This window comes from Victivallis lenta (genome assembly GCF_009695545.1).
Lineage (GTDB): Bacteria > Verrucomicrobiota > Lentisphaeria > Victivallales > Victivallaceae > Victivallis > Victivallis lenta.
Genome location: NZ_VUNS01000029.1, coordinates 35986 through 61445 on the forward strand (window position 1 = coordinate 35986; position 25460 = coordinate 61445).

Consider the following 25460-nt stretch of genomic DNA (forward strand, 5'->3'; position numbering starts at 1 on the left):
AGTGAGTATGGAACTCAATGATTTCGGTTATCTCGACGCTGTCGTCGGGAATCTGGAACAGGTCAGGACGGAGCAGGCGGAGAATATCGCCGCGGCCGCTTCGCTGATGGCCGACGCGATTGCGGAAGACCGCCTGATCCACGTCTACGGCGGCGGCCACACGACGCTCGTGATGGGCGAGATGTTCTTCCGGGCCGGCGGTCTTGCGAACATCGACCCGGTTATGGAAACCGGGCTTTCGGTCTTCAACCAGGCGCTGAAGTATCTCGAACTTGAACGCACAGGGAATTACGGCGCGGCGATCGTGAAGTACTACGAGCTGCAGGAGGACGATCTGCTGATCATCTTCCACAACATCGGCATCAACGCCGCGACCATCGATGCGGCGCTAGAGGCGAAGCGGGCCGGGGCGAAGATCGTCGCCGTGTCGAGCTCACTGTGGCAGAAGGAGATGCCTCCGGATCACCATATCCGGCACGGTTCGGGGAAGAATCTCTTCGAACTGGCGGATGTCTGCATCGACGACTGCAATCCGGTCGGTGACGCCGTGGTGACGGTTCCGGGCTTCGGCACGCCGATCGCCCCGGTGTCGAACGTGGTGGACTTCGTCATCGCCCACTGGCTCGAAATCGAGTGCGTTCGGCAGTGCGTCGAACGCGGCCTGACGCCGCCGGTCTGGCGCAGCGCGAATGCGCCCGGCGGCGACGAGTTCAACGCCGCAAACCTGAAGAAATACCGCCCGAGAATCAAGAACCTGTGATTGCCGCATCGAATGAAAACGGAATTATGAAAAGGAACAGGATAATGAAACGGTATTGTTTTACTCTGATTGAGTTTCTCATCGTTATTGCGATCATCGCGATTCTCGCCGCCATGCTGCTGCCGGCGCTGAACCAGGCACGCGAACGGGCGCGGTCGACCTCCTGCATCAGCAACCTCAAACAGACGGGAACCGTTTTCGGATGTATCTGGATGATTACAACGGGGTTCTGCTGACCTATTCGTCGAACCCGGACTGCTATTGGAACGAGGCGCTCAACAACCGCAAATCCATCAGAGAGGACCAGAAGAGCTACTTCTGCCCGTCTCTCCGTCCGAGCGGCTCCAACCACGACACGTTTACCACCTACGGCGCGTTCATCGCGGCCGTGGCGCTCCCCGCCGCTTATTCGGCCAACACCGGCGGCGCCTCCGGCACCAACTGGAACCGGGTCGACCGTGAACTCGGCAGCACGCCGTTCATCGGCTGCTGCGCCCGGGCCAACAACAATGCAGGCTTCTACAGCATGCAGATCGCGGCAGGTTCGCCCGGCGGCTTCACCAATGTTCACAACAACCGCGGCAACCTGGCCTATTCCGACGGTCATGCCGGTTCGTCCACCCCGCAGGAGTTTCGTGAAACCATGCGCAAGGTCTGGAAGGATGACGCCAAGGTAATCTATTACCGCGACGCCGCCGACGGTTTTAAGGTCATCAATTAGAGGAAGGAGTTTCGCGGTATGTCGTATTTCCATCGAATCCTGGTCTGTCTGGCGGTCGCCGCCGGGACCGCCGCACTCTCCGCCGGGGAACTGGTCTGGCGTCTCGGAGATACCGCCGGCACGACCCTGGCGCCGGCGGCGGGCAGGACCGGCTTGCGTTTCAGCGCGCCTCCGGTGCTGGAGAAGAACGTCGCGCACCCGGAGTTGTCCGGCGTGCGTTTCTCCCCGGAGCTGCCGGGCGAAGCCGCGGCGGATTCCTCCCCGGAGACCGACCTGACCGATGACTTCGCCCTGGAGGTGACCTGCCGCCCCGATGCGGTCGATCACTACCGGACGATTCTCTGGAAGGGGGACCGGAGCGTGAAACCGGAGCGGATCGCCTATTATCTGTCGATCCATGACGGGAAACTGGAATTCAAATTCAAGGATGCGGCCGGGGAGTGGTGCGTATTCTCCACGTCCGAAGCTGTGATCGCGCCCGGTCTCTGGCACCGTATCGCCGTTCAGGTGAAAAACGGACGTCCGGCATTCTCGGTTGACGGAAGGCTTTTGCCCTCCGGCGACGGTTACGCCGGGCGGGCTCCGCTCAAACGGCTCGAATCGAACCGGGACAAGCTCTATATCGGCCGCGGCCGGGCCGGAGCAATGCCCGCCTACGGTTTCTGCGGCGTGATCGGTTCAGTGCGGCTGACGGCTCCGGCGGCGAAAACGGTGCTCCGGACATCTTCCGGCGACCGGCTCCGGCGGCTCGGCATCCGTGACGATTTCGAACGGGAAAGTGCCCGCCTGCGGCGGTTGGAACCACTGATGAAGGCGGGCCGGATCAGCGGCGATCCGGCCCGCCTGGCCGAAGAGGGCGCGGCGATCGCCGCTCTGCTGGCGAAGGGCGACTTTTCCGCCGCGGCCGCCGCTGTCTCCGGCTGGAAGCGGGAACTGGACCGTTTCGAGGCGGAACGCCGGGAACTCGAGGATCAAGCCGCCTATGCGGAACTTTTCCGCGACGGTTCGCGCGGCGAAGCATTTGCGCTTTTCACCATGCCGACCGGACTGACGTTCCGCCGCGACTCCGGTTTTTACCGGCTGCTGACTCCGGCGGCGCCGGTGGAGCTGAAAGCCGCGCGCGGCGAAACCGAAAGCTTCCAACTGCTGCCGGGCGCCGGCACCGAACCGCTTTCCGTCGGATTGGCATTCAGCGGATTCGCCGCGGCTGACGGCACCCGGCTGGCGGAATCGTCGGTGCATTGGGGGGAGATCCGGGACATCACGGCCGAACGGACCGACCTGGGCAACAGTTTCTCCGGACCGTCTTCCCCGGAGTTCACCGGTTCATGGCCCGATCTGATCATAGAGGAGAACCCGGCGGAAATCAAGGTGCCGGCCGGCAGCGTGACCCCGGTATTTTTCCGGGTCAGCGTACCGCGCGATGCGAAACCCGGACGCTATGAGGGAACGGTCGTCGTTTCCGCTCCTTCCGGGAAAATGGAGCTGCCGGTTTCGCTTCTGGTACGTTCCTTCGAGCTGCCGCGCCGCAATTCGATTCCGGTGGTGTTCTCGTTCTTCCCCGATTTCTACAAGGAGTGGTACGATCGCAAAACGCTGACGGCGGCGGAACGGGAGGCAATCAACCGTTTTCTGGCCGATTACCGGATTCCGCCGAACAACATCTATGCGAACGGACTCTGCCCCGATCTGGAGACCATCGCCGAATTCGATCTCGGCTTTGCCACCGCCGGTTATTTCCTCTACGAAGAACCGTTGAGCGCCGGGGCTCTCGACGAACTGGCCGAAACCTTCCGGCGGCGGCTGAAACCGGTGACGGACAGCGGCCTGCAGGACCGTGTCTACCTCTACTCCTTCGATGAAATCAGCCTGACGGAACCCGGGAGGCGGGAGAAACGCTATGAAGCGGCACGGCAGATCATGCGGCGTTTTGCGAAGGAGTTCCCGTATCTGAAGCGGCTCCAGACCTCGGAGCCGGTTCCGGAGCTGCTGGACTGCTTCAATGTCTGGTGTCCGCAGTTTCCCTATTTCAAGGGCGATAATCCGATGATCGGGAGAGTGCGTGACGGCGGCGGGGAGTTCTGGTGGTACAGCGCCGATGCCCCGTACAAGCCGTACCCGAATTTCTTTCTCGGATATCCGCTGACCGACCTGCGGGTGATCATGAGCATGACCTGGCAGAAAAACGTACGCGGCATCCTCTACTGGTGCGTGAACCGTGAATGGCGGACCAATCTGGATATCCGCGACCGCTGGCCGGCCGACAACCGGGCCTGGAAACCGTCGATCGTCAACATCTTCACCGGCGCGACGGTCTGCCGCAACGGCATGGGCAACCTTGTCTATCCGGGGCCGGAAGGGAAACTCTACGCTTCGCTGCGGCTGGAAAATCTGCGTGACGGCATTGAGGATTACGAGTATTATGCGCTCCTGAAGCGGCGTACTGCCGAACTGCACCGCGTTCGGCCGGATTCCCCGCTGATTGCGGAGGCGGAAGCTGCCTTGCAGGTGCCGGCCGACGTCGCCGTCGATATCGACCAATACTGCCACCGCCCGGAACCGCTGATGCGCCGGCATGACCGCCTCGGCGACCTGATCGAACGAATTCAAACCGCGCTTGCGGCGCAGGGGAGGTGAGTATGCTGCCGATTCTGACTCCCGGCGAGGCTGCCGCCCGTGACGACGGCGAATTCCTGACCGGATTTTACTGGCGCACCGGCTCCGTGCTGCTGCGGGTTGCCGAGGCTGCCGCCCGGAACACCTGCGGCGAACTGTGTTCATTGCGTTTTACCTGGAGCCGGCCGAAACGGTCCGCCTCATCCGAAACGGAGTTCCTTTACGACACGTTCGCCGCGATGCTCGACGGCGCGGAGCTGCTTGCGCAGGCGGAGTGCTCCCGGCTCGTGCTTGAGAAGGTTCCGGGAATGAACCTGCTTTTCGGGCTGGCCGGATTTCCGAACGGCGTGACGGCGGAGTTCGAGCTGAATGAGTGCCTGCCGGACACGATGCCGGACACCTGTTTCCTGAAGGCGAATTTCACGCACGGACACGTGACCAATCAGCCGATCGTCGGCCATTTCAACGAGGAGGGGATGCTCTTCGCCACCGACCGCGAGCTGCGCCGCGAAATACCGGAAAACGTCGAAGGGCCGTTTCCGGATGGTCCGGTCGAGCAGCTGCTTCGGCGTTTCCGCAAAGCCGCCGCGCGCGGTCTGGTTCCGCCCGGCGCATTCGGCGCCGTCCGCCTGAACAAACTGATAAGAGGCGCTTTGAAATGAAGAAGATAAGAATGATGATCGCCGGAACGGCGAATCCGCATGTCCCCTTGTATCTGCGCGGAGCGGGCCGGAATGTCGAAGCGCTGGAGATCGTCGCGGTTTCGGATTTTGACGCCGTCCGTCTCGGGCAGGCGAGCGAAATACTGTCCGGCCGCCCCGGAATCCGCTATTACCATGATTACCGGGCCATGTTCGAAGCGCACCCGGAGGCCGACGCGGTCATGATCGGCAGCGACAACGTCGACCACTTCGAGATGTTCAAAGCCGCCGTGGAGCGCCGTCTGCACATCTATATGATGAAGGTGATCTCAATGGATGAGGACGAGTGCCGACGGATGATCGAGATCGGCCGTTCATACGACCGGGTCGTCCAATGCGAGCTCGAACTGCACTTCTGCCCGCAGTTCGCCTATGCGCGGAAACTGTACCGCTCCGGAGCGCTCGGGGAGCTGAAATCGGTCTACCTGACCAATATTTCGCAAAGTCCCTGCAACTATTTCCCGAACTGGGGAGATCCGCAGCTCTCCTACGGCAAACGCATGCCGCTCCGTCCCGGCGCGGCGGTTTTCCGTGGCGGAGCGATCACCGACCACCCGCACCCGTACGACCTGATCCGCTGGATCACCGGACGCGAGTTCCGGATCGTCAATGCGGTTTCGGCCCGCAATCAGCGCGCCCGCCTTGCGGTCGAGGATCATGCCGCGCTCACCGGCGAACTCGACGGCGGCGTGAAGTATTTCGTGAATCCTTCCTACTCGAATCTCGAAGAGGAGGTCCCGGCGCGCCGGCTGCTCTGGCCGAAGTCGCTCGAGTGCAACCTGAAACTGACCGGCAGTCTCGGATATTTCGCGTGCGACTACTTCGACCGTCATGTCTATATCGTCGGTAAGAATTTCGCGTCTCCGGACCGGCTGATTGCAGACAGTACGCCGGAGTTGCCGGCGCCGGCCGGGGCGTCGCTGATCGGCAGTTTCGCCGCGGCCGTCGCCGGGGAGCGTCCCGGGCCGGAGAGCACGCTCGAAGACAGCTTCGCGGCGGTCCGGGTCATGAATGCCGCCTATGACTCGATTTACCGGAACACGACCATCGAACTCTGATACGCATATGAAAAAAATCTTTCTTATTATCGCATCGGTCCTGATCGCGGCTTCGGCGGTCACCGTATGGACGCGGAAGGAGAGCTCCGATCGCCCGTCGATCGTCTGGACCGCCGGATTGTCGCAGGACCGGGTCGAACAGGTGGAACTCTTTCACCGGTGGCTGGTTGAGAACGGCTATACGGCCGAAGACGGCGGTCCGCTCTTCACGGTCCGGCTCGAGAGCGCCGGCAACCAGAGCGTACTGATTCAGGCGGTCTCCGGCATGGCCGGGGACCTGATCGACCATGTCCCCGTGAAGCGTTTCGCCCCGATGGGAGTGCTTGAGGACATCACGGAGTTCGCCCGCGAAAACGGGCTCGACCCCGGCAGCAACTACGGCGCGGCCCGCGGACTTCTGATGTACAACGGCCGCCAGTATGCCTACCCCTGCAACCTCGCGGCGGTCGCCCTGGTCTGCAACGCGGATCTGTTCCGCCGATACGGCATGGAGCCGCCGCCGGAGGAGTGGACGCCGGAGGAGTTCGAACGCATCGGCCTGGAATTCACCCGGCGGGCCAACGCGGGCAGGGCGAGGCAGGAGGTGTTTTTCGCGGGAGCCATCCCCCGGATGCTTCTGCCGCTCGCCCGCAGCATGGGCGGCGATGTCTTCAATGAGACGCTGACCGCGCCGCGCCTGACGGACGAAGCTTTCGTCAGAGCGCTGAAGCTCTATCTCCGCTGGGTTGCCGAGCTTCACCTGATTCCGGATGCCGCCGAGATCGCCTCCGAAAGCGCCGACGGCAGCAGCGTCAACGGACAGGCCACGCCGCAGCTTGTCGCCGGGCGCTACGGCATGATCGTCTCTGGACGGTATGTGAACATGGACCTGCGCCGCTTCAGGAAGGGGCCGGTCGCATTGAGCTTTTCCCAATTCCCGGAGTACGGCTTCAAAAACCTCATCCTGAGCTCGCGCAATACGGCGATTTACCGGGGGGCGAAGGAGAAGAGATATGCGGAAATCTTTCTGCTTTATCTGGCGGGGAAGGAGTACAACGAACTTATCATCAACGGTTCCGACGGTCTCCCGCCGAATCCGAAATGGGCGGCGGACAATCCGGATTACCACACGCCGCCGGGCCGGGAATACGAAGGCAACCTCCACACCAACGAACTCAGATGGGCCCGCACCATTGCGATACCGGAGAGCTTCAGTCCCTATTATCCGCTGGCGGACAACCGGATCGAGGACGCTTACAACCGGGTGGCGAACAACCTCTGCACGCCGGAGAAGGCGCTGGAGATCGCCGACCGCTCCATCGCCCATTCGATCCGTGAGACGGTGGAGGGAACCCCTTCGCTCCGCGAGCGTTACCGGCGGGCGTGCGAGCTCCAGAAGAAGATCGACGAACGCAAGGCCGCCGGCAGGAAAATACCGGCGGCCTGGATCAGCAACCCGTTTCACCTGAAATATTACGGAGATGCCGGGAAGCTGGAGTAATCGCCGCAGTTCCGGCGCGTTACCGTGTGCCGGTTTTTTTCAGCCCGGCCTCCGGCAGCGCGACTCGGAAGCCGATGTAGATGTAGCCGGGGTAACCGGGATGATTGAACTCCCGCACCGTGTTTTCTGCATCGCTGTTGTAGTAGCCGAACGAGCTGCCGCGGATCGAGCGGTAGGGAGACGCGCCGGTTTCGACGGGATTCCTCCCGGAGCGCGGTCTTTCATCCAGATAAGTATCGGTACACCATTCGGATACGTTCCCGGCAAGGTCCAGTACGCCGTCCCGGCTCGCTCCGGCCGGGAAACTTCCGGCCGGAGTCGTTCCTGAGCCGGCGCCGATGCGCGTATACGGGTCGAGCCCGAGCGGATCGGGCGGCAGGTTCGCATGTTTCCGCGACGGCGGCTCGTCGCCCCACGGGTAGCGGCGGTTCTCTCCGCGCCCGGTGGCGACATATTCCCACTGCGCTTCGCTCGGAAGCCGGAAACCGTCCGCGTCCGGGATCAGCTGCCAGCTCTGTTCGTCGTAGGCGGGCTTCAGGCCCTTCTCCGCCGAAAGCCGGTTGCAGTAGCGGGCGGCGTCGGTCCATGATACGTAGATCACCGGATCGCGGTCCCGCCACGAGAAGCTGTCGCGCCGTTCCCGGTGTTCGGGGAAGAACCGTTCGTATTCGGCGTTGGTCACTTCGCACCGTCCGATTGCGAACGGATCGAGCGCGATCTCCCGCTCTCCGCTCCGGAACGAGCCGCCCGGAATCCGGACCAGCGGCGACGGCGTTTTGCGGTTCGGGGCGAAGTGCTTGAGCGGGATGAGCTGGATCGACGAAATTTCGACATTGCCGCGGTCGTCAAAACCGTCCGGCGTCTTCTCCATGCCGAGCGTGACGGAGCTTGTTCCGGCCGGAATCGTGAACAGGAACGCGGTTGCCCGCTCCTCCTTGCCGGTCGGCGGCAGAAAGAGCGGAAAGTAGCACGGATTGATGCCGTAATCCGTTCCCGGAGTGTCGAAGCGCAGCGTCAGCCGTGCGTCGTCGCCCGGCTCCGGGTTCCGGAAGCTGATCCGGAAGCAGTAGCTGTTTCCGGCGATGCCGTCCGGCAGGCTCCAGCTCTCCGGCGAAGTGCGCGCCGGATGGAAGGCGGTCTGCTCCGGCTTCAGCGTCAGGATCGGTTCGCCTGCCGCTGCGCCGGTGGTCCACTCGCGGAAAATCAGGTGTTGCCCCTGCACGGCGTTGGTCTTCGTCGCTTCCGATACGATGCTCCGCCGGTTCACGAGGTCGAAGACGGTCGTGCCGCGCCGGGTCAGGCGGAATTCCGGCACGCCGGGTTCGAACGGGAGCTCGACGTGCGAGATTCCGCCGGGCAGTTCGAACGCCCGTGCCGTTTTCCCGGTCTTCACCTCCAGCCGGGCAGGGGAGGTCAGAAACGCGCTGACATAGAGATTGTCCCCGACGTCCGTATGGAGCTGGTCGAGCGGGGAACCGTCGAAACGCTGGTCGCCCCAGGCGCTTTGGGATGGAATCCAGACCCGGGTCAGGCTGCGCGGGCGGTTGCGGCTCGTGACGTAAAGCCGATCCTGTCCGATCTCCGGCGCGACGCCGGTTTTGTAGTAGTTCGCAAAATAGCCGGTTACGTCCAGAAACGACTCGTCGCGGTTGAAGTGTTCGCGGTCGAGGCCGGTTTCGGGCGCGGAGTGATTCCAGCGGAACGGCATCAGGTTCGAATCCTCCTGGTAATCGTTCCATGTGATGATTTCGACGAATTCGGGATCGTCGGCGATGATGCCGCGCCACATCGCCTCGTAGCCGGCCATCCCCCGGAAATCGCGCCGGTTCGGGCTGTTGTAGGAGGGGCAGACGCCGGCGAGGCAGAGCTTGCCCGCCAGCAGCGCTTCGCGCCGCGAAACCCGGTTGCCGTCGGTCAGGTCGCCGACCGTGCCGTCGCAGGTGAAGTAGCCGATGCCGTCGAGTTCCGGTTCCATGGCCAGAAGTTTGCGGACCGTTTCGGGGCTGCGCGCCATCGGATGAAACGCAAGCCCGGCCTGCGGCACGACCAGAATCTCCCTGCCTTCTTTCCGGAGGATCGCGGCCGGGTCATGATACTGCGCCGGCAGTCCGGCATAGCCGGAAAGAAACGCCTTGCCGCGGAACCGGAACAGATTCGGATGGTCATAATACCGGCGGTACATGTCCGTCACGTTCCGCTTCGTGTCGCCGGAAATCGCGCTTCCGGCGAAGTCCGGCGACATGAAGCAGCGGAAATCGGTCCCGAGCTTCCGGGCCTGTTCGAAGATGCTGTCGGCGTTCGTGACGTAGCGGGTATCGGCGGCGTTGCCTGCCGCGTCGAACTTCTTCCACTCGCCGCAGTTCAGAGCGAAACCGTCGATGCCGTATCTCTGCGCGAGCTCGATTTCGCGCCCGTAGAAGTCCGGCGTGGAAGAGAAACAGGTCATGTAGTGGGCGAAGACGTGCCGCTCCTCCGCGGCCGCCGCGACGGCGGCTCCGGCCAGGAGGCAGAACCCGGCGATTTGTGCGATCCGGTTCATGGTTACTCCAGGTTGTCCAGTTTGATGACGAGATTGCGGATCACCAGCCGGTCGGAGTCAAAGCCCGGCGAACAGTCGCAGAAGAAAAAGATTTCGTCACCCTTCTGAACCCTGACCTGCCGCAAGTCGAACTTCAGCCCGGTTTTCGGCGGAATCACCTTGTCGAAAAGGGATTGCGTCCGGGTGCCGATTTTGAGTGTGATGCCGTCCTGTCCGCCGTTGTCCGGCAGGATCTCGCCGGAGACGGAGACGGTTCCGGCGACCGGGCTTCTCCAGCCGAGGATCTGCGCCGCCTCGCGCCGCGGTTTGAACAGGGTGTCCCCCTCCGGCGTAAACGCGATCCAGCCGTGCAGATGTCGGAAGCCCGGCGCCGACGACGGCGACAGGTGGGCGAGCACGCCGCCCGTGTACGGAACGTTCGGCAGATTGGAGTTGGTTCGTTCATAATGCCCGTCGTTTCTGATTTCCCCCTGCTTGCCGTGCTTGTAGTAGTAGCGCCAGACCGCCCGGCCGTTGAAATCGCGTTCGGGGTTCGCGCAGGTTTTCGCGTCGAAGATATCCTGCCGCCGCCATTCGTCGCCGGCGCGGTACGGCTTTTCGGCAACGAGCGGATCGGTTTGGTTCCGGTACTCCTCGAGATTCGTGAAGCCGTCGCCGTCCGGATCGGCCTCCGGGTCCGCCGCGGTCATCGTCGTGAAATCTCCGAACCGGCCGAAGTAATACATTTCGAACCAGTTCGGCAGCTCGTCGCCGTCAGCGTCCCCGTATTCGCTGTAATGAAGCGGCGGAACGCCGGGAAAATCCTCCTCCCAATACCGGTCGCAGTCGCTGGAAAAGGCGTACATCGTATTGTCCGGACGGAACGGGCGGTCGGTGATCACTTCGGGCGCAACGACTTCCACGACCTTTTTTCCGTTCCTCGCCACGGTTGCGGCGACGCTTCCGGGCGTGACCGGGAACTGGCGGAAGCTCATGCCGGCCGGCGCGTCGTAGGCGATCCCGCGGCCCGGCAGTTCGACCCGGCCGGGCGCGGTCAGCAACGTTACCACTTCGATGACGCCCGGCGCGAACTCCCGTGCGTGAAACGGGTAGATCTGTGCGTCTTCGTTGAACCGGCGGAAGGAGAGAATGATCCGGTCCCGGTCGACGGCGGGCGGTTTCCCCTGTTTCCACCAGTCGATGAAATAGCGGTTGTACGCGAGTACGGCATAGTTCGTGTTGTAGCCCGGCGCGAGAACCGTGTCTTCGCCGTAATCGTTCCAGGTCACGAACTGAAGCAGCGTCGAGTCGAGGTCGCGGGCGTTCTTCCACATGCGCCGGAGTTTGTTGAAGCCGTCTTCGACGTAAAGCGACTGGTTGCCGCGGTTGTAGTATTGAAACCACATCGGCTGGCTCCACTCGGCTCCCTTCGCCTTGACGGCGCGGCCGGCCTTGAGGATTTCGTCGGTCGGGTAGTAGGCGTCGAAGAAATCCCCGACCGCCGGAAAGTGTTCCGCGGCCCAGGCGCCCGCCTCTTCGACGGAAGCGCCTTTCCCGCTCGGAACGCCCCAGTTGAACGCGCCGATACAGAAGTGAAAGTAGAGCGGCTGCCCGACGAGGCGCTCGACCTCGCGATAGGCGTCGGCGATCTTGCGCCGGTCCTCCGGCGTGTTGATTGCTTTGGCGATGCCCTGCGAGTGATAGCCGAAAATCAGCGGCTTTCCGTTGCGCCGGGCGAGATTCGGGCTGTCGCCGTGCCGTTCGAGCAGATACTTGATCGCGTCGGCATACGCATGCGGCCGGGTGTCGCCGCTGTCTTCCGGGTGCTGCGGCAGGCAGGAGGGGTCGAGGCAGATCGTGATTTTAAAATCGGAGCCGGATTTTTCGGCGGCCCGGAACAGCGCATCCAGCGTGGCTTTTGCTCCGGCGGACCCGGCCCAGGCATCGAGCGAAAAGCCGTCGATACCGCCGCGGATCGCGCGTTTAATATCAAGCTCGGCGCTGGCCTCGGGTGAAAGCCGGGTCTTGTGGGGAACAAGGTCCCAGTTGTAGACGGTTCCGCCGGTGGCCTGCCCGAAGGCCGGGCTGTTATGGTCGAGTTTCAGCTCGCTGCGGTGGTGGGCGGTCGGTCCGGTCCCGGCCGGGTAGCAGCCCATGTAGTGGGCGAAAATCTGTTTCGGCCGTTCGGCTGCAAAGCCGCCGAATGCGGCGCACAAGGCGAAAAGCAGACAAAATGATTGAAGTCTCATGAGTTCGTCCTTTCTTTTAAATGATACCGCCGTCAGAGGCATTTGGCAGGTTCAAGGATCTCGTCGCCGTCACCGTCGATCGCGTCTTTGCGGATCACGGCACAGTGTCCGTCAAAGAAGCCCATGGTGGCGGAAGTGTTGTCGTGCCATGCGCCGATGTGGCTCTTCGGCGTGTAGGCCCAGCCGCCTTCCGCACCGCCCCATGTGTTGTTGCCGAGGTTCGCGCCGACGGTGCAGCTCCAGTAGGAAAGGATGGAGGGTTTTCGGAATTGCGTTATTTTATAGGTGACTTTGGCTCCCCATAAAGTGGTGAGCCGCCGGTTGACCCCGATGGTGTAATCGTTGTTGCTGACCGGGTACGGACAGGAAGGGCAGGTGGTGCCGAACGCCATTTTTCTGTCGGGTTCATTCTGCCTGGATGAGGTTCCCCGGCCGGTGAACCCCAGAAAGCTGAGGCCGTCTGCCAGCAATGTTTCGCGTCCGTCCGGCAGGTGGATGTTTTCCGAGGGAATACTGTCGCCGTAAGCGCTTATGTATTGAAGCGTCGCCGCCATCAGCTGCTTCTTCTCGCTGAGGCAGTTGGTGGTTTTTGCCTTTTCGCGCGCCCGGTGCAGGGCGGGGAGCAGCATCGAAGCGAGGATTGCGATGATCGCAATGACCACCAGGAGTTCGATCAAAGTAAATCGCTTGTTCATTTTTCATCCCTGTTCTGGTTGATGACTGCAATGACTCGGGAGCCTCGGGTAATGGTCAGAGTGCCTCCTTTCGTATGGAAGGTGAAAGTGATATCGTGCGTGAACCGGATGAAGATTCCGTCTTCATTTTCCCTGTACTCCTCGACGAAACTGCCGGCCAGGTCGGGCAGTTCGCGCCGGATGCGCGCGCTCGCTTCGACGTCGTCCAGCGCGTCGCGGAAGTCGCAGCCGAGCCCGCCCGGCGTGTATTCGAATTCGAACCAGTCGTTCCCCAGATTCTCGTAGAGGCCGAAGAGCCCGGTCCGGCTGCTCCAGCAGCTCCGGTAGATGACCAGTCCGTGGACGGCGACGTTGTAGAACGGGACGATCCGCGAAACCAGCCGGTTGAATCCGTCGTCCAGCCGGGAGCGGAACTGCTCCCACCCGGAGCGGCCGAGATTGGCGGCTTCATCGCAGTAGGGCAGCGCATAGGAGGCGCAGTTTTCGGAGGACGAAGCGCCGTAGAGTCTGCGCACATATTCGAGGATGCGGCAGAGCGACAGCGCGAATTCGCGTTCGTCGGCCGGATGCTTCGGGTGGCTGCACCGGAAGAGTCCGGTCGTCTGCGCATCGAGATAGGCGCAGCCGTGGAATCCGAGCGCGTGAATCCGGTCGAGCGTGGCGCCGTAGCGTTCGAGGCAGACGGCCGGACACAGCTTGTACGCTTCCCCGCCTGCCCAGATTCCGGAGATCTGCCGTTCGCCGTATTCATCAGTCGAAAGCATGTCGCAGTCGAGGTCCGGCGATCGCAGGTATGCGTCGGTCACATTGTCGTGCACGACGATCTGGTAGCCCATCGCCGTGGCTTTGGCGATCAGCGCTTTCAACCCTTCTTCGCCTCCGAGACGCGGATCGACGGGAAAGCGAGTCGGATAAGCGCCGTCGTGGCCGTCGATGTTCCAGCCGACCAGCGTTACGATCGCCTTTTCGAGTCCGCGTCCGCGAAGCGCATCGAGAATTTTTCCGGCTTCCGCGAAGGTCGCGTGGACCCGGACCGGAGAGGAGCCGTCCGGCACGGTCGGATATTTGGTCGCCAGGAACAGTTTGATCCGCGCCGCTTCCGCCGCGTAGGCCAGCACCGGGTTGCCGTCCAGCCGCTCGGACAGCGGGATGACGCCGGTCTCTTCGATAAGACAGCTCCGGTACTGCATGGCCAGCTCCGGCCACGGGACACGGGCGGCGCGCATCCGGTAATCGATCCGCATCGGGCCGCTCGAAAGCAGCTCGTCCGGCGCGTGCCGGAGCCGGAAGGTTGTGAAACAGCGGCAGAAGCCGTCTTCGACTTCGGAGTCGCACCAGGCGGAGAAATCCCCCTCGGCGACGATGGCGAGCAGCGAGCCGCGCCGCGTCATGACGCAGAAGGCGTTGAACTGGTTGAACTTCTCCCACTCCGACTGATCCATGTAGAAACGGTTGCGGGTCCGGCAGTCCGTCGTGAGTCTGCCGGGTTCGGCCAGCGCGCCGGTGTAGGCGGGGAGCAGCCATTCGGCCTCCTCGCCGCGCTCCGTCTCGAGCAGCCCCGGCAGCAGGGAAAGTTCCAGCAGCCGGAACGATGCCGAGCGGGTTTCGATGAGCTTGAACGGATCGATCCTGACGGAAAGCCGGTCATCGGAAACGGTGAAATCGAGCGTGGCCGAGAAGCCGAACTCCCGGTTCCGGGCTTCGAGCACGAGCCGCGAGGCGGTCGAAGCCAGTTCCCGGAAGGTGAAATTCCGGACCTCATAAGTCCTCTTTTCCGGCCGCGCGTAAACCTTTCCCCGCAGCAGCTGCTCCGGCCGGCACCGGAACACGCTCCCGGCCGCGCGAAAACGGAACGCCTCCGCATCAAGTTCCAGACACTTCCCCTGATTCCCCACGTTTTGCTCCTTTCCCGAGCCGGTCGCAGACAGCGGCGGCAAATGGCATGAATTTTAATTTATACCGTCTTATATGGTATGTATTAATTATGCCGAATAATTGGGCCGTTGTCAAGAGGCGGACCGAAAAAAAACGAATTTTTTCCGGTTGGATTCGATATTTTCATCGATCGGCCTATATTATTCCGTCATGCGACATGGTCTGAAACGACAGCCCCAGGGTAGTGTCAAAAATTTTATGGAAAAACGGGTGTCAAAATGCTGGAAAAAAAATACTCTTTCCGCCCCTGCCGCGTCATGGAGAAGGCAGGAAAGGCTCGCTGCGATGCCATGTTGTAAATCGGCGAGTCTCCAATAGTTTGCGCTTCGATTCCGATGAGCTGGGCGGTGCCCGTTCTCGTCGAAGCGCTCCCTAGTGACAACTCTTCATTCGGTAGGGTGATTTGTGGTGATAATATATTAATGATAAATTGTTTATCGCAAGAGCAGCACGGCTCGCCCGCGCCAGTTACAATGCGGAAGCATCCGTTTGAAAATGCGGTTCTGTTCGTTTTTCCACGATGTGATCCTTTATGATTCTGCCGGAGGAATCAAGAATCAGAAGTCCTGTCGTCCGGATCGATATTGTCTTTGCAGGGATGTCTTTTGCCGTCTTGCCAAGTTCTTGTTTTATATAGAAATAGGGCTTGTTGTTTTTGTTCTCCGCCAGTGTGCAGAACATTTTCCAATCTTCCTGATCCGCAAACACGGGGGGAGTTGTCTTGTTGTAATTGTCATTCAGCGTCTTAAGCCTGGCCAGATAATCTTTCAGTGCACTGTTGCTGCTTAGATCCGGAGAACGCTTTTCGACTCCTGCAATAATGCCGTTTAGATCCTGCAGATCCAGGACATATTTCATATAGGAGACGGATATCGGTTCAAAAACGATATAATTGTCTCTGTGGAATCCTTCCATTAGCCTGTTGCGGGAACAGCAGCCGCCAGACAAGGCCGCAAGGAGAAACAGGAAAGTGAACAGCGATATTTTGTCGCGCAAATGCAGAAATGTCTGTCTCATCTGATTTATTCCAATAAAAGTTTTCCTTCCTGCGCTGCATTTCTCGGCCGCAGGGTCGAATATGTGGAGGTGCCGCGCATGGGGCACGGCGTCAATCTCCCGCTCTCGGTTTCTCTGAAGCGTCTGGAGTTCATCGCCGGGCTGCTCTGACGGAAGGCTTCAGCGCGGCATCGGACGATTGTCGGCGAGGATTTCCGGCTTGCGGACCATGCTGTCGGCTTCGGTGATCTCCCGGATGACGCGGCACGGGTTGCCGGCTGCGAACGAAAGGGGAGGAATGTCGCGGGTGACCACGCTTCCGGCCCCGATCACGCAGCCGTCGCCGATCGTGACGCCGGGACAGACCACGACATTCGCGCCGAACCAGCAGTCGTTGCCGATTCGAACCGGTTTCGCATAGCAGAAGTGCTTCGGAACACCGTTGCCGTCGAGCATGAAGCGGCGTTCCTCCGGCAGCATCGGGTGGACCGGCGTCACGATCGTCAGGTTCGGCCCGAAGTTGTTGTCGTCGCCGATGACGACGGGGGCGTCGTCCTGAATCGTCAAGTTGTAATTGAAGAAGCAGCGCCTGCCGATCTTCGTGTGGCGGCCGTAATGAAAAAAGACCGGCCCCTGCAGAAAGCTGCCTTCCCCGAATTCGGCGAGCATCTGCCGGATCAGCTCCGCGCGGATTTCGGTTTCGTCTTCGCCGGTCGCACTGTATTGCGCGCTCAGCTTATGGGAGCGCAGTTTGATCGCCTTCAGCTCCGGGTCGCCGGGGTTGAAAAGGACGCCGCTGAAAATCTTTTCTTCTTCTCGCATGGTTGTCACCCTGTCACGTGGATTGCCGGATCAACGGATTTGCCGGTTCGCAATGCCGTTCAACTCCTTTAATATATCACGCCGGGACGGAAGTCCAAACTCCGCGACGGGCTCCGGCGACACTTTTCTCCGCTCTTTTTCGCCGCCGGCGCCGGCCGGAATGGGGTCAGAGGGCGATCAGCCCGCCTTGAAGAAATGCTTTTGAGAAGCTGTAGACGGTTTTGAACTCGGCGCGTCCGCCGGAGCTTACGCTGCCGTCGCAGAAGAGCAGATTCGCGCGGCCCGAGTGAACAAGGTTCGGAAAGTAGCTGGAACTCCTGCGGTTCATGGCGAACTGCTGGACTTCCGAATCCGTGTTGCGGACTTCGGAGAGGATCGGTATCCGGAAGCTGTCGCTCCGGCCGTCGAGACCGGCGAGCCTGCGCTCCTCCGCCGGAATGCGGGGATAGCGCAGGCAGACATGTTCGTGGTCGAATTGAGTTCCGGTCATCGCTCCCCGGAGATCGTCCGGGCAGTTGTTGGCGGCGTAGACCGATTGCATGAAACTGGTGTCGTATTCGCTGCTGCCGAGCGGTACATACGGCGTCGAGGGGCAGCGGTAGGGGGCGAGCCGGGCGAAGGAGCCTTCGCGGTCCGCCAGAGAGAATTTGATCAGGTATTTCACCCAGCGGGACTCCTCGCCGGATGCGGGCCGCCAGCGCAGCAGCAGATTGTCGTTGAAATCCGCGAGATAGAGCGCGAAGGCGGCTCCGCACTGTTTGAGGTTGCTGACGCACCGGGTGGCTTTCGCCCTTTCCCGCGCCTGGTTCAGGGCAGGCAGCAGCATGGCGGCGAGAATTGCGATGATCGCAATCACAACCAGAAGTTCGATCAGGGTGAATTTTCCGTTTTTCCGACAGTTGCAGCGTTTCATAGTAGTTCTCCCATGTTCCCCGAAAAGTTGCCCCCCTTCGGCCACGGGCCTCGGGTCTTTTGGGCCGAATGCCCAAAAGCTTCGGGTACTTTTCGGGGGCCCCGCTCTCCGGTGTTCCGTGCGGCTCCGCCGTACTCACACCTTCGAGAAAGGCATTGTTGATATTTTTCCGAAAAGTTGCCCCCCTTCCTCCTTCGCCGAGGCTGCGGAGGACAAGTCGGGCCTGTCATCCACAGCGCTTGCGCGACGGATGATACTTTTCGGTGGCCCCGCTCTCTGAAGAGAAAGGCATTGTTAATATTTCGATGGCATGAATATACCATCTCCTTGTCAGCCGTTATTGTTCGGATTCCGCGGCTTCTCCGGTGACCGCCAGCAGGACGGCCGTACCGTTCCGGGCTGCGAATTCCAGGCTGATCCGGTCGATCATCCTGTACTCCTTCTGAAAGTCGGCAACGACGCCGGGAGTTTCGTCCCGGGCGGCATTCTCCCAGACCGAGAGGTATGCGCCGTCCCGGCCGCCGTTGCGGACCGGCCTGCCGTTCGGCAGTTCGCCCGGATTCCGCCGTCCGGCGAGCTCGAGACCGGAACGGGCTTCGAAGACGGCGCTTGAGCCGTCCGCGTAGTGAATGCGATAGCGCAGCAGCACTTCTCCCGGCGTGCCGTTTTCTTCTGCGGCATGCAGAAAGTAGAGCCGTTTCCAGCGTCCTCCGGCAGCGATTTCCGCCCGTTTCGGAAGACCGGCGGCATTCCCTGCGGCGCCGACTCCGACCGCGCCGGGTGCCAGCCGCATGGGAACTCCGTGCAGGACCCTGTCTCCGGCGGCGAAGCCGGAAGCCGTGTCGCCGCTGCCGGAAAGCGGGATCGGGGTCGTTTCCCCGCAGACGAATTCCTTTCGTCCGGAGCTGCTTCCGGCGGCGAAGCGCAGTTCCCGTTCGGTGCTGCACAGCTTCATTTCCGGCGTCGGCGCAATCGGGCCGGCCGGACGGATGGACGTTTCCCGGTGCGGCGGCCGCCAGCCGGGATAATGCAGTTCGATGCGGCTCCCGCCGGGGCCGAGCCGGAGCGAAAGCCGTTTTCCGGCGGCATCATGGCGGATGGCGCCCGCGTCCGGCGTCTTACCGTTCACCGTGATGCCGGCGGGTTCGACTGCGCTGAAGAGTTCGAGCGTGAACGGTTCCGGGGATTCGAGCTCGATTGCCGCCGTTCCCGTCGCAAAGCGGAACCAGGCATCGCGGAACGCCGCCCGGCCCCAGCCGGAGATGCGCAGCGGCGCGTCGCGTCCGGACAGGATGGCGCACCCGTCCAGCGAAAGCCCGACGATGGTGGAGCGGCCGGCGACATTGCGTGTCCAGACCGAAAATTCGTTGTCATCGAAAAGTCCGGCGCGGAACAGTTTTTCAAGTTCGCCGGTCGGTTCGCCGAGCGCGTCGCGCAGCAGGAGTTGCCGGTAAAACGCGGTCGGACCGTTCTGTCCCTCCTTTTTACCGGGCCGGACGTACCTCCAGTCGGCCCACTGCGGATACGCCTCCTCCATCCGTGCGAGAAAAACGCGCAGCGCCCCCGGGCAGAACTCCCGGTACATCCGCAGCAGGGCGGGAGAGTGGATCATGCCGACGATACCGCTTGCCGAAAGCTGGGAATCGTCCCATCGCGTGGCATTGACGTGACTCGAATCGAAGTAACCGAGTTCGGGAAGCTGGGTCTTCCACTCCCAGTCGTTGTTATGGGCCATGTCCCATTCGCGTTTCAGCAGTGCGCCGCAGAGCGGCACGGCCTGCCTGGCGGCGATGCAGAGCGCAAGCGCCTCGGTCCGGCGGTCGCCGACTCCCCGGGCGAGCTTCGCGGCGGCTTCGGACGCAAGCCATGAATCGGGCGCCATGTCGATTACGTGCGTGAGCGAACGGTCGGTCGTGCCGACCGCCATCGAGGCCCATTCGGCCCGGCGGGGTATGGAGCCGTACAGGTCGATGATCTGCGGCCAGTGCTTCCGGATCAGTTTCCAGTCGCCGGAGATGGCGGCGTAGCGCTGGACCGGCATCAGATGGAAGCCAGCCAGGTCGGTGATATCGTGATAGTTCAGCTGCGCGCCGTGTTTCGACCGCCAGCCGTAAGCGAGGTAGCTTCTGCCTGTGAACGGCTCGGTCCGGTCGCCGTGGCGGTGGGTGTGGTGCGCCATGCGCAGCCGGGCCGGTTCGTCGCGGACTTCCGTACAATAACGGTCGAGGACGCTTTTCATATTGCGCAGGATGATCTGTTTCTCATCCGGCGCAAAGAGGCAGAAGCCGTTGAAATACCAGGTCCAGAAGTTGTTGATATAATGTCCCGGTGAAAAGTGGAACAGGGCGTTCGGAAGACTCAGCAGCCAGCGGCGGCTTTTCTTCTGCTGTTCCCCGTAACGTTCGGTCCGGACGAACAGTTCATCGCTGAGGTCCGGAAGCGGCAGCGTATATTCCGCCCGGCTGCCGGGTACGGCGCGCCACGGACCGTATATGGTGTCGAAGCCGGACTCCTCCGCGTTTTCCGGCAGCCGGGCCGGATATCCTTTCGATGCGGCCATGGCCAGCGCCGGGGGGAGGGGAGCGTATTCCGCGCCGCCGTAATTCCAGTCGTTCTTCACGGCCCGGTAACCGAAGCGGTTTTCGATCCGCACCGTTCCGGCCTCGCGGTCAACCGCAAAGAACTCCGTGCAGCTCCACGGGCAGGCGGTCATGACCGCGTTGAGGCGGCGGCACTGCCCGGTGACTTCGGGAGGCGGCGCCGACCACTCCTTCGACCAGTCGGGCGGCAGCGGCCGCGCTCCGTAAAGATTGGCGATCCCGATCGTGCCCGCCCGCTCCGGAAAGGAGAAGCGCAGGGCATCTCCGGCTGCCGTCACGGATTCCGGCCGGTGCTGCAGCGTCAGCAGCCACGGAGCGGCCGGAAGGCCGTTGTCGCAGAGCAGCAACAGCCAGTTTTCCGCCATGTTGCGCCACTGGAATTCCGCAAGCTCCTCCGGCGTCAGGAGTTTCGCCCCGTCACGGCAGGGAATGAGGATACGGGTAGGCAGGCAGTCGCGCCCGGCGTTCACCGCGAGCCGGATGGATCTGGTTCCGGCGGTCAGCTGTATGCCGGGAGCGAGCCGGCTGACCGCGATCATCCAGTCGGCCGGCTTGCCGTCCGCCGTTCGGCATGGATAGTTCCAATTGCTTGAAGTCCAGCTTGTTTCAAGCTCTTCCGGATCGTTTTTCAGGAACGCGGCGCCTTCCGGACGGATCGACAGCCCGGTTTTCGTGCCGTCGCGGTTGACGAAGAATCCCCGGACGAGCCGTTCGCGGTCGACGGAGAACGCCAGACTCTCGCGTGTCCGGAACTGCCAGCCGAAAAGGCCGGTACTGTATGCGTCGATGCCGCGCTGCCATGCGGGACCGCCGTTTTCGGGCGAAAGCAGGCGGTTCCAGAGAGCGGTCCTGTTCCGGTCCGCCGCGTCGAGGGAGGTGCGGGCCGCGTCGAATTCCCCCCGCGAAAGCAGAAGCCCGATCCGCTCGAGTGCGGCCCGGAAACGTGCGGTTTCTTCTTTCTGAACGGCTTTTTCGTTCCGGCGGACGATGCTGCTTTCAAGCATGTGCGCCTCGTCGAAAAGCTCCTTCAGACGCCGTCCGAACCGCAGGACGGAGTGCTGTCGGACGAACTCACGGTCCAGCTCCATGGCGGCTTCGTACTGCCCGGGCCCGGCGCCGGAGTCGAGCGTTCCGCGGAGTGCGTGCAGCTTCTTTTGCCCGGCATCGGCTCCTTTCGGAACGATTCCATACGGCTTGAATGATTGAAGGAGCTCCTGCATATCGGCGATCTTCTCATCGGCGACGAGGCGGATGTTCCGCACGGCACCGGCGTCGGAAAAACGGACCCGCAAGTAATCCAGCTCGACCGACGCCCACCCTTCGGCGCCGCCGGTATTGACCAGAGGATAGAGATAAAGATAGAATCCCCTGCTGTTTTCCGGGTGCCGGAATTTGGAGAAATCGATCCGGATGATATGGAATGCTCCGTCTGCTTCGAGCGGAAGCTGCTGTTCGCTCCCGCCGCCCCTGTGATGGCGCAGCCGCACCCGGAAACCGATTCCGGTCCCGGCGATTTCCGGCGAAACCCGCGCGCGCAACCGGATTTCAAGTACTCCGAGGTCGCGGCTGTCATAGGGGGCGAACATCTCGTAGCTGGAACGCAGATACGGCTCCCCGCCGCCGTCCTTTTTCCAGTTTGCGGCGAGTTTTAAAGTTCCCTCCGGCAGCACTTTCATGCTGTCGAAGCCGTTCAGCTCCAGCCCCTGTTCTTTTACGCCGAACGCGGGGTCGAATTCCCAGGCGATTTCCGGTGCGGGGGAGTTCCCCGCCAGCCGGAACGCGGCTGTCAGCAGCAGCAACAGAATCGAATGCTTCATCGTCAACCTCTCTGCCGGAAGTGGATCGTCAGGGCGTCGAGCGGCGGGAGCTCCGCACGAAATCCGCCCGGCTCGAATTCCCTGCCGCCGATCCGGCACGGTTCGGTGGAGCGAAGCTCGACTTGCCGCGGTTCCGGGCGGAAGTTCACGAGGAACTGTATACGTTCGCCGTCCGGCGCGGACCAGCATGATTCCGGCAGCGGCGGCAGTTCCGTGAAGGCTTTTCCGCCCCCGGCATGCTGTCGCCGGGGCCGCAGCGGAAGACGGTAGGCCGGGAGCCCGGCAACCCGAACCGGAGACTTTTCCATTTCCCCGTGCAGCAGGAACTTCCGGTATTTCCTGCGCAGCCTGTTCAGGTTGCGGATCAGGGTGATCGCCGTTTCGTTGTCCGGCGGCGGCTCGGACCAGTCGTCCGCGGCGCCCCATGCGATCGAACCGTCCGCCCGCAGCGTCACCGCCAGCAGTTCTCCCGCGCAGAATCCCTCCGCAAGCCGGTAGAGCAGGTTGTCCGGGCAGGCCGGGCAGTCGACATTCTGCCAGACGGTGCATTGATTCCCCAGGAAGCTGCCGGCATACCGGTGATAGACGAACGAGTAGGCCGGAACCGGCCGCCCGTAGACGACCTGGCAGATGCGGCGGGAGTCGTTGAGAGGCAGTCCCGCGAGGTAGGGCATCGAGGCGGAGCTCTCCGTGCCGAGAATCATGCGGCTGCCGGTCCGGCGGATCTGCTCATTCATGTCGTCGATCAGCCGCGTCATCGCTTCGGTCTGCCAGCGCCCCGGAACCGGCGGGTGGCGGTGTTCCTTCGAGTAGCACGGATAACATATTCCGCCGAAATTCTGGTCGAAGAACTGCAGATAGTCGATTCCGGCCTCCGCGATCCGGCGAACCTGGTCGAGCATGATTTCGCGGCCGAACTCTTCGGTGATGCAGAGCTGGGTACCTTCCCGGATGCCGTTCATCGTCCAGAGCGTTTTCCCGTCCGGGCCGCAGGCCATGCGACGGTTCAATCCGTCGCGTTCGAACTCGTCGCGGCAGGTGTAGCCGTTCATGAGGCTCCGCACCGTGAAAGCCGTTCCGGAACAGTAGAGCCCGATGCGGTTTCCCGACTCGTGCAGCAGATCCCGCAGCCGGAAGAGCGACTCCGTCCCTCCCGCCGGCGGCCAGCACCAGGGCGGCAGCCACGGGCCGTGCCGGTCCCAGCGCATCAGCAGCGCGAGCACCGGCGAGCCGAACGCCTCCGACAGCTCCCTGAGGCGGGGAAACGCGTTTTCACAGCGGGAATACGCGTTTTCCCCTGCAAAGCTTTCCCCGCGTCCGCGGATGCTCAGAATGACGGCGACGGGAGATTCGTCGAGCCACTCCGGCTTCGGCGGAATGCTTTTCAGCGACGGGTCGCGTCTCACCTGATCGCGGCAGATCGCGGCCGCATCCGTCCAATCCCCTTCGAAGGGACGAAGCACGATATCGTAGTCGGGAGCATAGCGCTCCGGCGGGCCGTCCTGCCCGCAGTATTGTTCGATCCGCAGCCGGATGCGCGTTCCGTCGCCGTCATCGGCCCCGAACTCAAGCGTTTTGGTGCCGTGGCGAAAATCCTCCGCGCCGAACCAGATGCCGCCATCCGGCGAATACGAAGCCATGTACTGCATCTGGCACGGCCCCGGGTAACAGCCGCCCACCGCCATGCCGGGAGCCGAAAGCCGTTGAAAATACCGGCTGCCCTTTTCCGGCTGGTCGACGAGACATCCGTCGTGCCTGGGCCAGAAGAGCTCGTTCGATTCGGGAACGACGATGACGGGAGCATCCACGAGCTCGAGCCGGAGCGCCTCCGGCACGCCGGTCACTTCCGGCCGGAACCGGAACGCCCGGTCGCGGAAACTGATGTCGAGTTTCACCGTCGTTCCCGGCGCGCCGGCGCAGCCGGTCCAGCGGCAGACGGCCGCGTTTTTCAGTTCCTGAAGCTCGAAATTCGCAAAATGGCCGGAATCGAGCGGCCGATAGCCTCCTTCCGCATCGACGAACCGGAGCGAGAAGGCCAGCCGGGCCGGCAGCAGGAGTTCTTTCCCGCGCCGGCGCATTGCCGCGATCGAACCGTCCCGGCGTGACAGATGGAGCTCGGAATCATCGCCGAAAATCTTGAACACTTCCATATTTTCCCTTCTTTCGTTCTTTTCGCATTGCCGTGATCGTCCTGTTTATAATTATGGCGAAAGCCGCAATGGAAAACAAGAGGCCGGAGCTCCGGTTTCCGCAAACCGCCGCAAGCGGGATTGCATTTCTGCGGAACGATCGTATATTACCGGAAGAGGAAACACGACGGGAGGATGACGGTTTTGCAGCGGACATTCCTGAAAGACCTGGCGGAAGCCGCCGGCGTATCGGTTTCGCAGGCGTCCCGGGCGCTGAACGGCAAGGCCGAAGTCGCGCCGGAAGTGCGGCAGCGGATTCACGAACTGGCCCGGAAGATGAATTACCGGAATCTGTCGCACCAGCATACCGTCACGCTGGCCGTTCTGATCAGCTGGATGGATCATTTCACTGCAAGCTTGTTCAATGCACTGAGCCGGGAGGCGGAGCGGAACGGAATCCGTCTCGCCGTGATTTCGCCGCAGCATCTTTCGATGCTCGACGAATGGCTTTTCGACGGGGTGATTCTGATTTCCGGCCGCATCCTGATTCCGGACTGGCATGAACGGTGCCGGCTGCCGCTGGTCGCCGTGAACAGCCGGGGAAACCTGCTCGACCGGATTCCCGGCGTCTTTTCCGACGGCGGCTTCTCGCAGGCGATGGAGTACCTGATCAGCCGGGGACACCGCCGGATTGCGGTCGTCAACCCCGGAGCGGACATTCCGACCCGGGATGGGAAGAGAGGCGAAAAGGCGTTCCGGAGCGTCGCCGGAAAGTGGGGGCTCGAAGACGAGGCGCGTTATCTCTTCTACCGGGACTGGGCGGATCTCGAAGCGCGGCTTTGCCGGCTGCTCGACGAACACTATACCGCATTCCTCGATGTATCGTGCGACAACGGGCCGAGACTGCTTGACTTTTTACGGGACAGGGGCAAACAGGTTCCGGCTGATGTTTCGCTGATCACCTATGACAATCGGGAGGTCTCCGCATACCTGGAGCCCCCTCTGACCACGCTGGCCTACGATTTCCCGGAAATGGCGCGCAGCGCGATCGAACTTATGCGGCGGCGGCTCAAAGACGGTTCCGGGCTGAATTCGGTCCGGCTCCTGACGAAGCTGACGGTTCGCGGTTCGACCGGTCCGGCGCCGAGCCGGTGATTCCGGGCGCCTTGCTCCGGAATTCACCGCGGCAATCGGCGGGAAATCAATCTCAAGCTTGTATTTTTTTAGTTGAAATTGATGTTTTCATGTAATTTCAGTTCAGGCTCCCGCAGAGAATGGGGCGTCCGGTTGTATTCGGGGCGTTTTTTTGCGGCTGAATGCTCTTTTTTTGTATTTGCAGTATTTTCTTAAAAAATCGCAAAATATTCGATATTGGATTTGCATTCCTGAAATTATGTGTTAAATGTTATAATCAATAATATTGATCTCAATTATTGATTCAGGAATGTCT

18 protein-coding genes are annotated in these 25460 nt (G+C 61.9%); 9 read left to right on the forward strand and 9 right to left on the reverse strand.

From position 1 onward, the window contains the following. Positions 1–7: 7 nt before the first annotated feature. From FYJ85_RS19020 to FYJ85_RS19050, 7 genes are read left to right on the forward strand one after another with little or no spacing between them, the layout of a single operon-like run. Positions 8–760 (forward strand): sugar isomerase domain-containing protein, encoded by a 753-nt coding sequence (locus tag FYJ85_RS19020; RefSeq protein WP_106051167.1) that lies wholly within the window; start codon positions 8–10, stop codon positions 758–760. Positions 761–804: 44 nt separating this feature from the next. Beyond that, complete coding sequence (locus tag FYJ85_RS19025; protein ID WP_154420257.1) at positions 805–996, forward strand: prepilin-type N-terminal cleavage/methylation domain-containing protein; 192 nt, start codon at positions 805–807, stop codon at positions 994–996. Further along, positions 963–1481 (forward strand): hypothetical protein, encoded by a 519-nt coding sequence (locus tag FYJ85_RS19030; protein ID WP_154420259.1) that lies wholly within the window; start codon positions 963–965, stop codon positions 1479–1481. The genes FYJ85_RS19025 and FYJ85_RS19030 overlap by 34 nt, the downstream gene beginning before the upstream one ends. Positions 1482–1499: 18 nt before the next feature. Continuing rightward, on the forward strand, positions 1500–4118 hold the full coding sequence (locus FYJ85_RS19035; protein ID WP_154420261.1) for a glycoside hydrolase domain-containing protein: 2619 nt from the start codon (positions 1500–1502) through the stop codon (positions 4116–4118). 2 nt (positions 4119–4120) lie between these two features. Further along, on the forward strand, positions 4121–4759 hold the full coding sequence (locus tag FYJ85_RS19040; RefSeq protein ID WP_154420263.1) for a hypothetical protein: 639 nt from the start codon (positions 4121–4123) through the stop codon (positions 4757–4759). Then, complete coding sequence (locus FYJ85_RS19045) at positions 4756–5856, forward strand: Gfo/Idh/MocA family protein (protein WP_154420265.1); 1101 nt, start codon at positions 4756–4758, stop codon at positions 5854–5856. Before FYJ85_RS19040 ends, FYJ85_RS19045 begins: the two co-directional genes overlap by 4 nt. Before the next feature lie 7 nt (positions 5857–5863). Continuing rightward, positions 5864–7336 (forward strand): ABC transporter substrate-binding protein, encoded by a 1473-nt coding sequence (locus FYJ85_RS19050; protein WP_206213318.1) that lies wholly within the window; start codon positions 5864–5866, stop codon positions 7334–7336. Positions 7337–7355: 19 nt separating this feature from the next. Here FYJ85_RS19050 and FYJ85_RS19055 read toward each other — a convergent pair whose 3' ends face one another. The 5 genes from FYJ85_RS19055 to FYJ85_RS19075 form a co-directional block, all read right to left on the reverse strand. Beyond that, positions 7356–9875 carry an endo-1,3-alpha-glucanase family glycosylhydrolase gene (locus FYJ85_RS19055; RefSeq protein WP_154420269.1) on the reverse strand — a complete coding sequence of 840 codons (2520 nt, stop codon included), beginning with the start codon at positions 9873–9875 and terminating at the stop codon, positions 7356–7358. Positions 9876–9877: 2 nt separating this feature from the next. Continuing rightward, positions 9878–12103, reverse strand: coding sequence for an endo-1,3-alpha-glucanase family glycosylhydrolase (locus FYJ85_RS19060; RefSeq protein ID WP_206213319.1), 2226 nt, complete (start codon positions 12101–12103; stop codon positions 9878–9880). A 32-nt stretch (positions 12104–12135) separates the two neighbouring features. After that, a complete protein-coding gene (locus FYJ85_RS24130) occupies positions 12136–12798 on the reverse strand; it encodes a type II secretion system protein (protein ID WP_206213320.1) in 663 nt (220 codons plus the stop codon). After that, on the reverse strand, positions 12795–14693 hold the full coding sequence (locus FYJ85_RS19070; protein WP_154420273.1) for a DUF5696 domain-containing protein: 1899 nt from the start codon (positions 14691–14693) through the stop codon (positions 12795–12797). Before FYJ85_RS19070 ends, FYJ85_RS24130 begins: the two co-directional genes overlap by 4 nt. A gap of 508 nt (positions 14694–15201) precedes the next feature. After that, the gene (locus FYJ85_RS19075; protein WP_154420275.1) at positions 15202–15750 is read right to left on the reverse strand and encodes a hypothetical protein; all 549 of its coding nucleotides are present in this window, start codon (positions 15748–15750) and stop codon (positions 15202–15204) included. Between FYJ85_RS19075 and FYJ85_RS23325 the strand changes: the two genes are divergently transcribed. After that, entirely contained in the window at positions 15730–15900 is a 171-nt protein-coding gene (locus FYJ85_RS23325; RefSeq protein WP_206213321.1) for a hypothetical protein, read from the forward strand. The two genes, FYJ85_RS19075 and FYJ85_RS23325, sit on opposite strands and share 21 nt — an antisense overlap. A 9-nt stretch (positions 15901–15909) precedes the next feature. On the opposite strand, the gene FYJ85_RS19080 is transcribed toward FYJ85_RS23325, so the two are convergent. From FYJ85_RS19080 to FYJ85_RS19095, 4 genes are all read right to left on the reverse strand, one after another. Next, positions 15910–16551, reverse strand: a complete 642-nt coding sequence (locus FYJ85_RS19080) for a sugar O-acetyltransferase (RefSeq protein ID WP_106051183.1) — start codon at positions 16549–16551, stop codon at positions 15910–15912. Between the two features lie 166 nt (positions 16552–16717). Beyond that, positions 16718–17464 (reverse strand): H-X9-DG-CTERM domain-containing protein, encoded by a 747-nt coding sequence (locus FYJ85_RS19085; protein ID WP_106051185.1) that lies wholly within the window; start codon positions 17462–17464, stop codon positions 16718–16720. A gap of 337 nt (positions 17465–17801) precedes the next feature. Then, positions 17802–21881: a hypothetical protein gene (locus FYJ85_RS19090; protein ID WP_154420277.1), complete on the reverse strand. Its 4080-nt coding sequence runs from the start codon at positions 21879–21881 to the stop codon at positions 17802–17804. Positions 21882–21883: 2 nt separating this feature from the next. Then, positions 21884–24031 (reverse strand): DUF6259 domain-containing protein, encoded by a 2148-nt coding sequence (locus tag FYJ85_RS19095; protein WP_154420279.1) that lies wholly within the window; start codon positions 24029–24031, stop codon positions 21884–21886. Between the two features lie 183 nt (positions 24032–24214). On the opposite strand from FYJ85_RS19095, the gene FYJ85_RS19100 reads away from it, so the two are divergent. Further along, positions 24215–25165 carry a LacI family DNA-binding transcriptional regulator gene (locus tag FYJ85_RS19100; RefSeq protein WP_206213322.1) on the forward strand — a complete coding sequence of 317 codons (951 nt, stop codon included), beginning with the start codon at positions 24215–24217 and terminating at the stop codon, positions 25163–25165. The last annotated feature ends 295 nt before the right edge of the window (positions 25166–25460 follow it).

Coding starts and splice junctions, on each gene's coding strand:
- FYJ85_RS19020 (WP_106051167.1), top strand. CDS start 8: ATGGAACTCAATGATTTCGGTTATCTCGACGCTGTCGTCGGGAATCTG.
- FYJ85_RS19045 (WP_154420265.1), top strand. CDS start 4,756: ATGAAGAAGATAAGAATGATGATCGCCGGAACGGCGAATCCGCATGTC.
- FYJ85_RS19040 (WP_154420263.1), top strand. CDS start 4,121: ATGCTGCCGATTCTGACTCCCGGCGAGGCTGCCGCCCGTGACGACGGC.
- FYJ85_RS19035 (WP_154420261.1), top strand. CDS start 1,500: ATGTCGTATTTCCATCGAATCCTGGTCTGTCTGGCGGTCGCCGCCGGG.
- FYJ85_RS19090 (WP_154420277.1), bottom strand. CDS start 21,881: ATGAAGCATTCGATTCTGTTGCTGCTGCTGACAGCCGCGTTCCGGCTG.
- FYJ85_RS23325 (WP_206213321.1), top strand. CDS start 15,730: ATGCAGAAATGTCTGTCTCATCTGATTTATTCCAATAAAAGTTTTCCT.
- FYJ85_RS19075 (WP_154420275.1), bottom strand. CDS start 15,750: ATGAGACAGACATTTCTGCATTTGCGCGACAAAATATCGCTGTTCACT.
- FYJ85_RS19085 (WP_106051185.1), bottom strand. CDS start 17,464: ATGAAACGCTGCAACTGTCGGAAAAACGGAAAATTCACCCTGATCGAA.
- FYJ85_RS19025 (WP_154420257.1), top strand. CDS start 805: ATGAAACGGTATTGTTTTACTCTGATTGAGTTTCTCATCGTTATTGCG.
- FYJ85_RS19055 (WP_154420269.1), bottom strand. CDS start 9,875: ATGAACCGGATCGCACAAATCGCCGGGTTCTGCCTCCTGGCCGGAGCC.
- FYJ85_RS19095 (WP_154420279.1), bottom strand. CDS start 24,031: ATGGAAGTGTTCAAGATTTTCGGCGATGATTCCGAGCTCCATCTGTCA.
- FYJ85_RS19030 (WP_154420259.1), top strand. CDS start 963: ATGTATCTGGATGATTACAACGGGGTTCTGCTGACCTATTCGTCGAAC.
- FYJ85_RS19050 (WP_206213318.1), top strand. CDS start 5,864: ATGAAAAAAATCTTTCTTATTATCGCATCGGTCCTGATCGCGGCTTCG.
- FYJ85_RS19080 (WP_106051183.1), bottom strand. CDS start 16,551: ATGCGAGAAGAAGAAAAGATTTTCAGCGGCGTCCTTTTCAACCCCGGC.
- FYJ85_RS19060 (WP_206213319.1), bottom strand. CDS start 12,103: ATGAGACTTCAATCATTTTGTCTGCTTTTCGCCTTGTGCGCCGCATTC.
- FYJ85_RS24130 (WP_206213320.1), bottom strand. CDS start 12,798: ATGAACAAGCGATTTACTTTGATCGAACTCCTGGTGGTCATTGCGATC.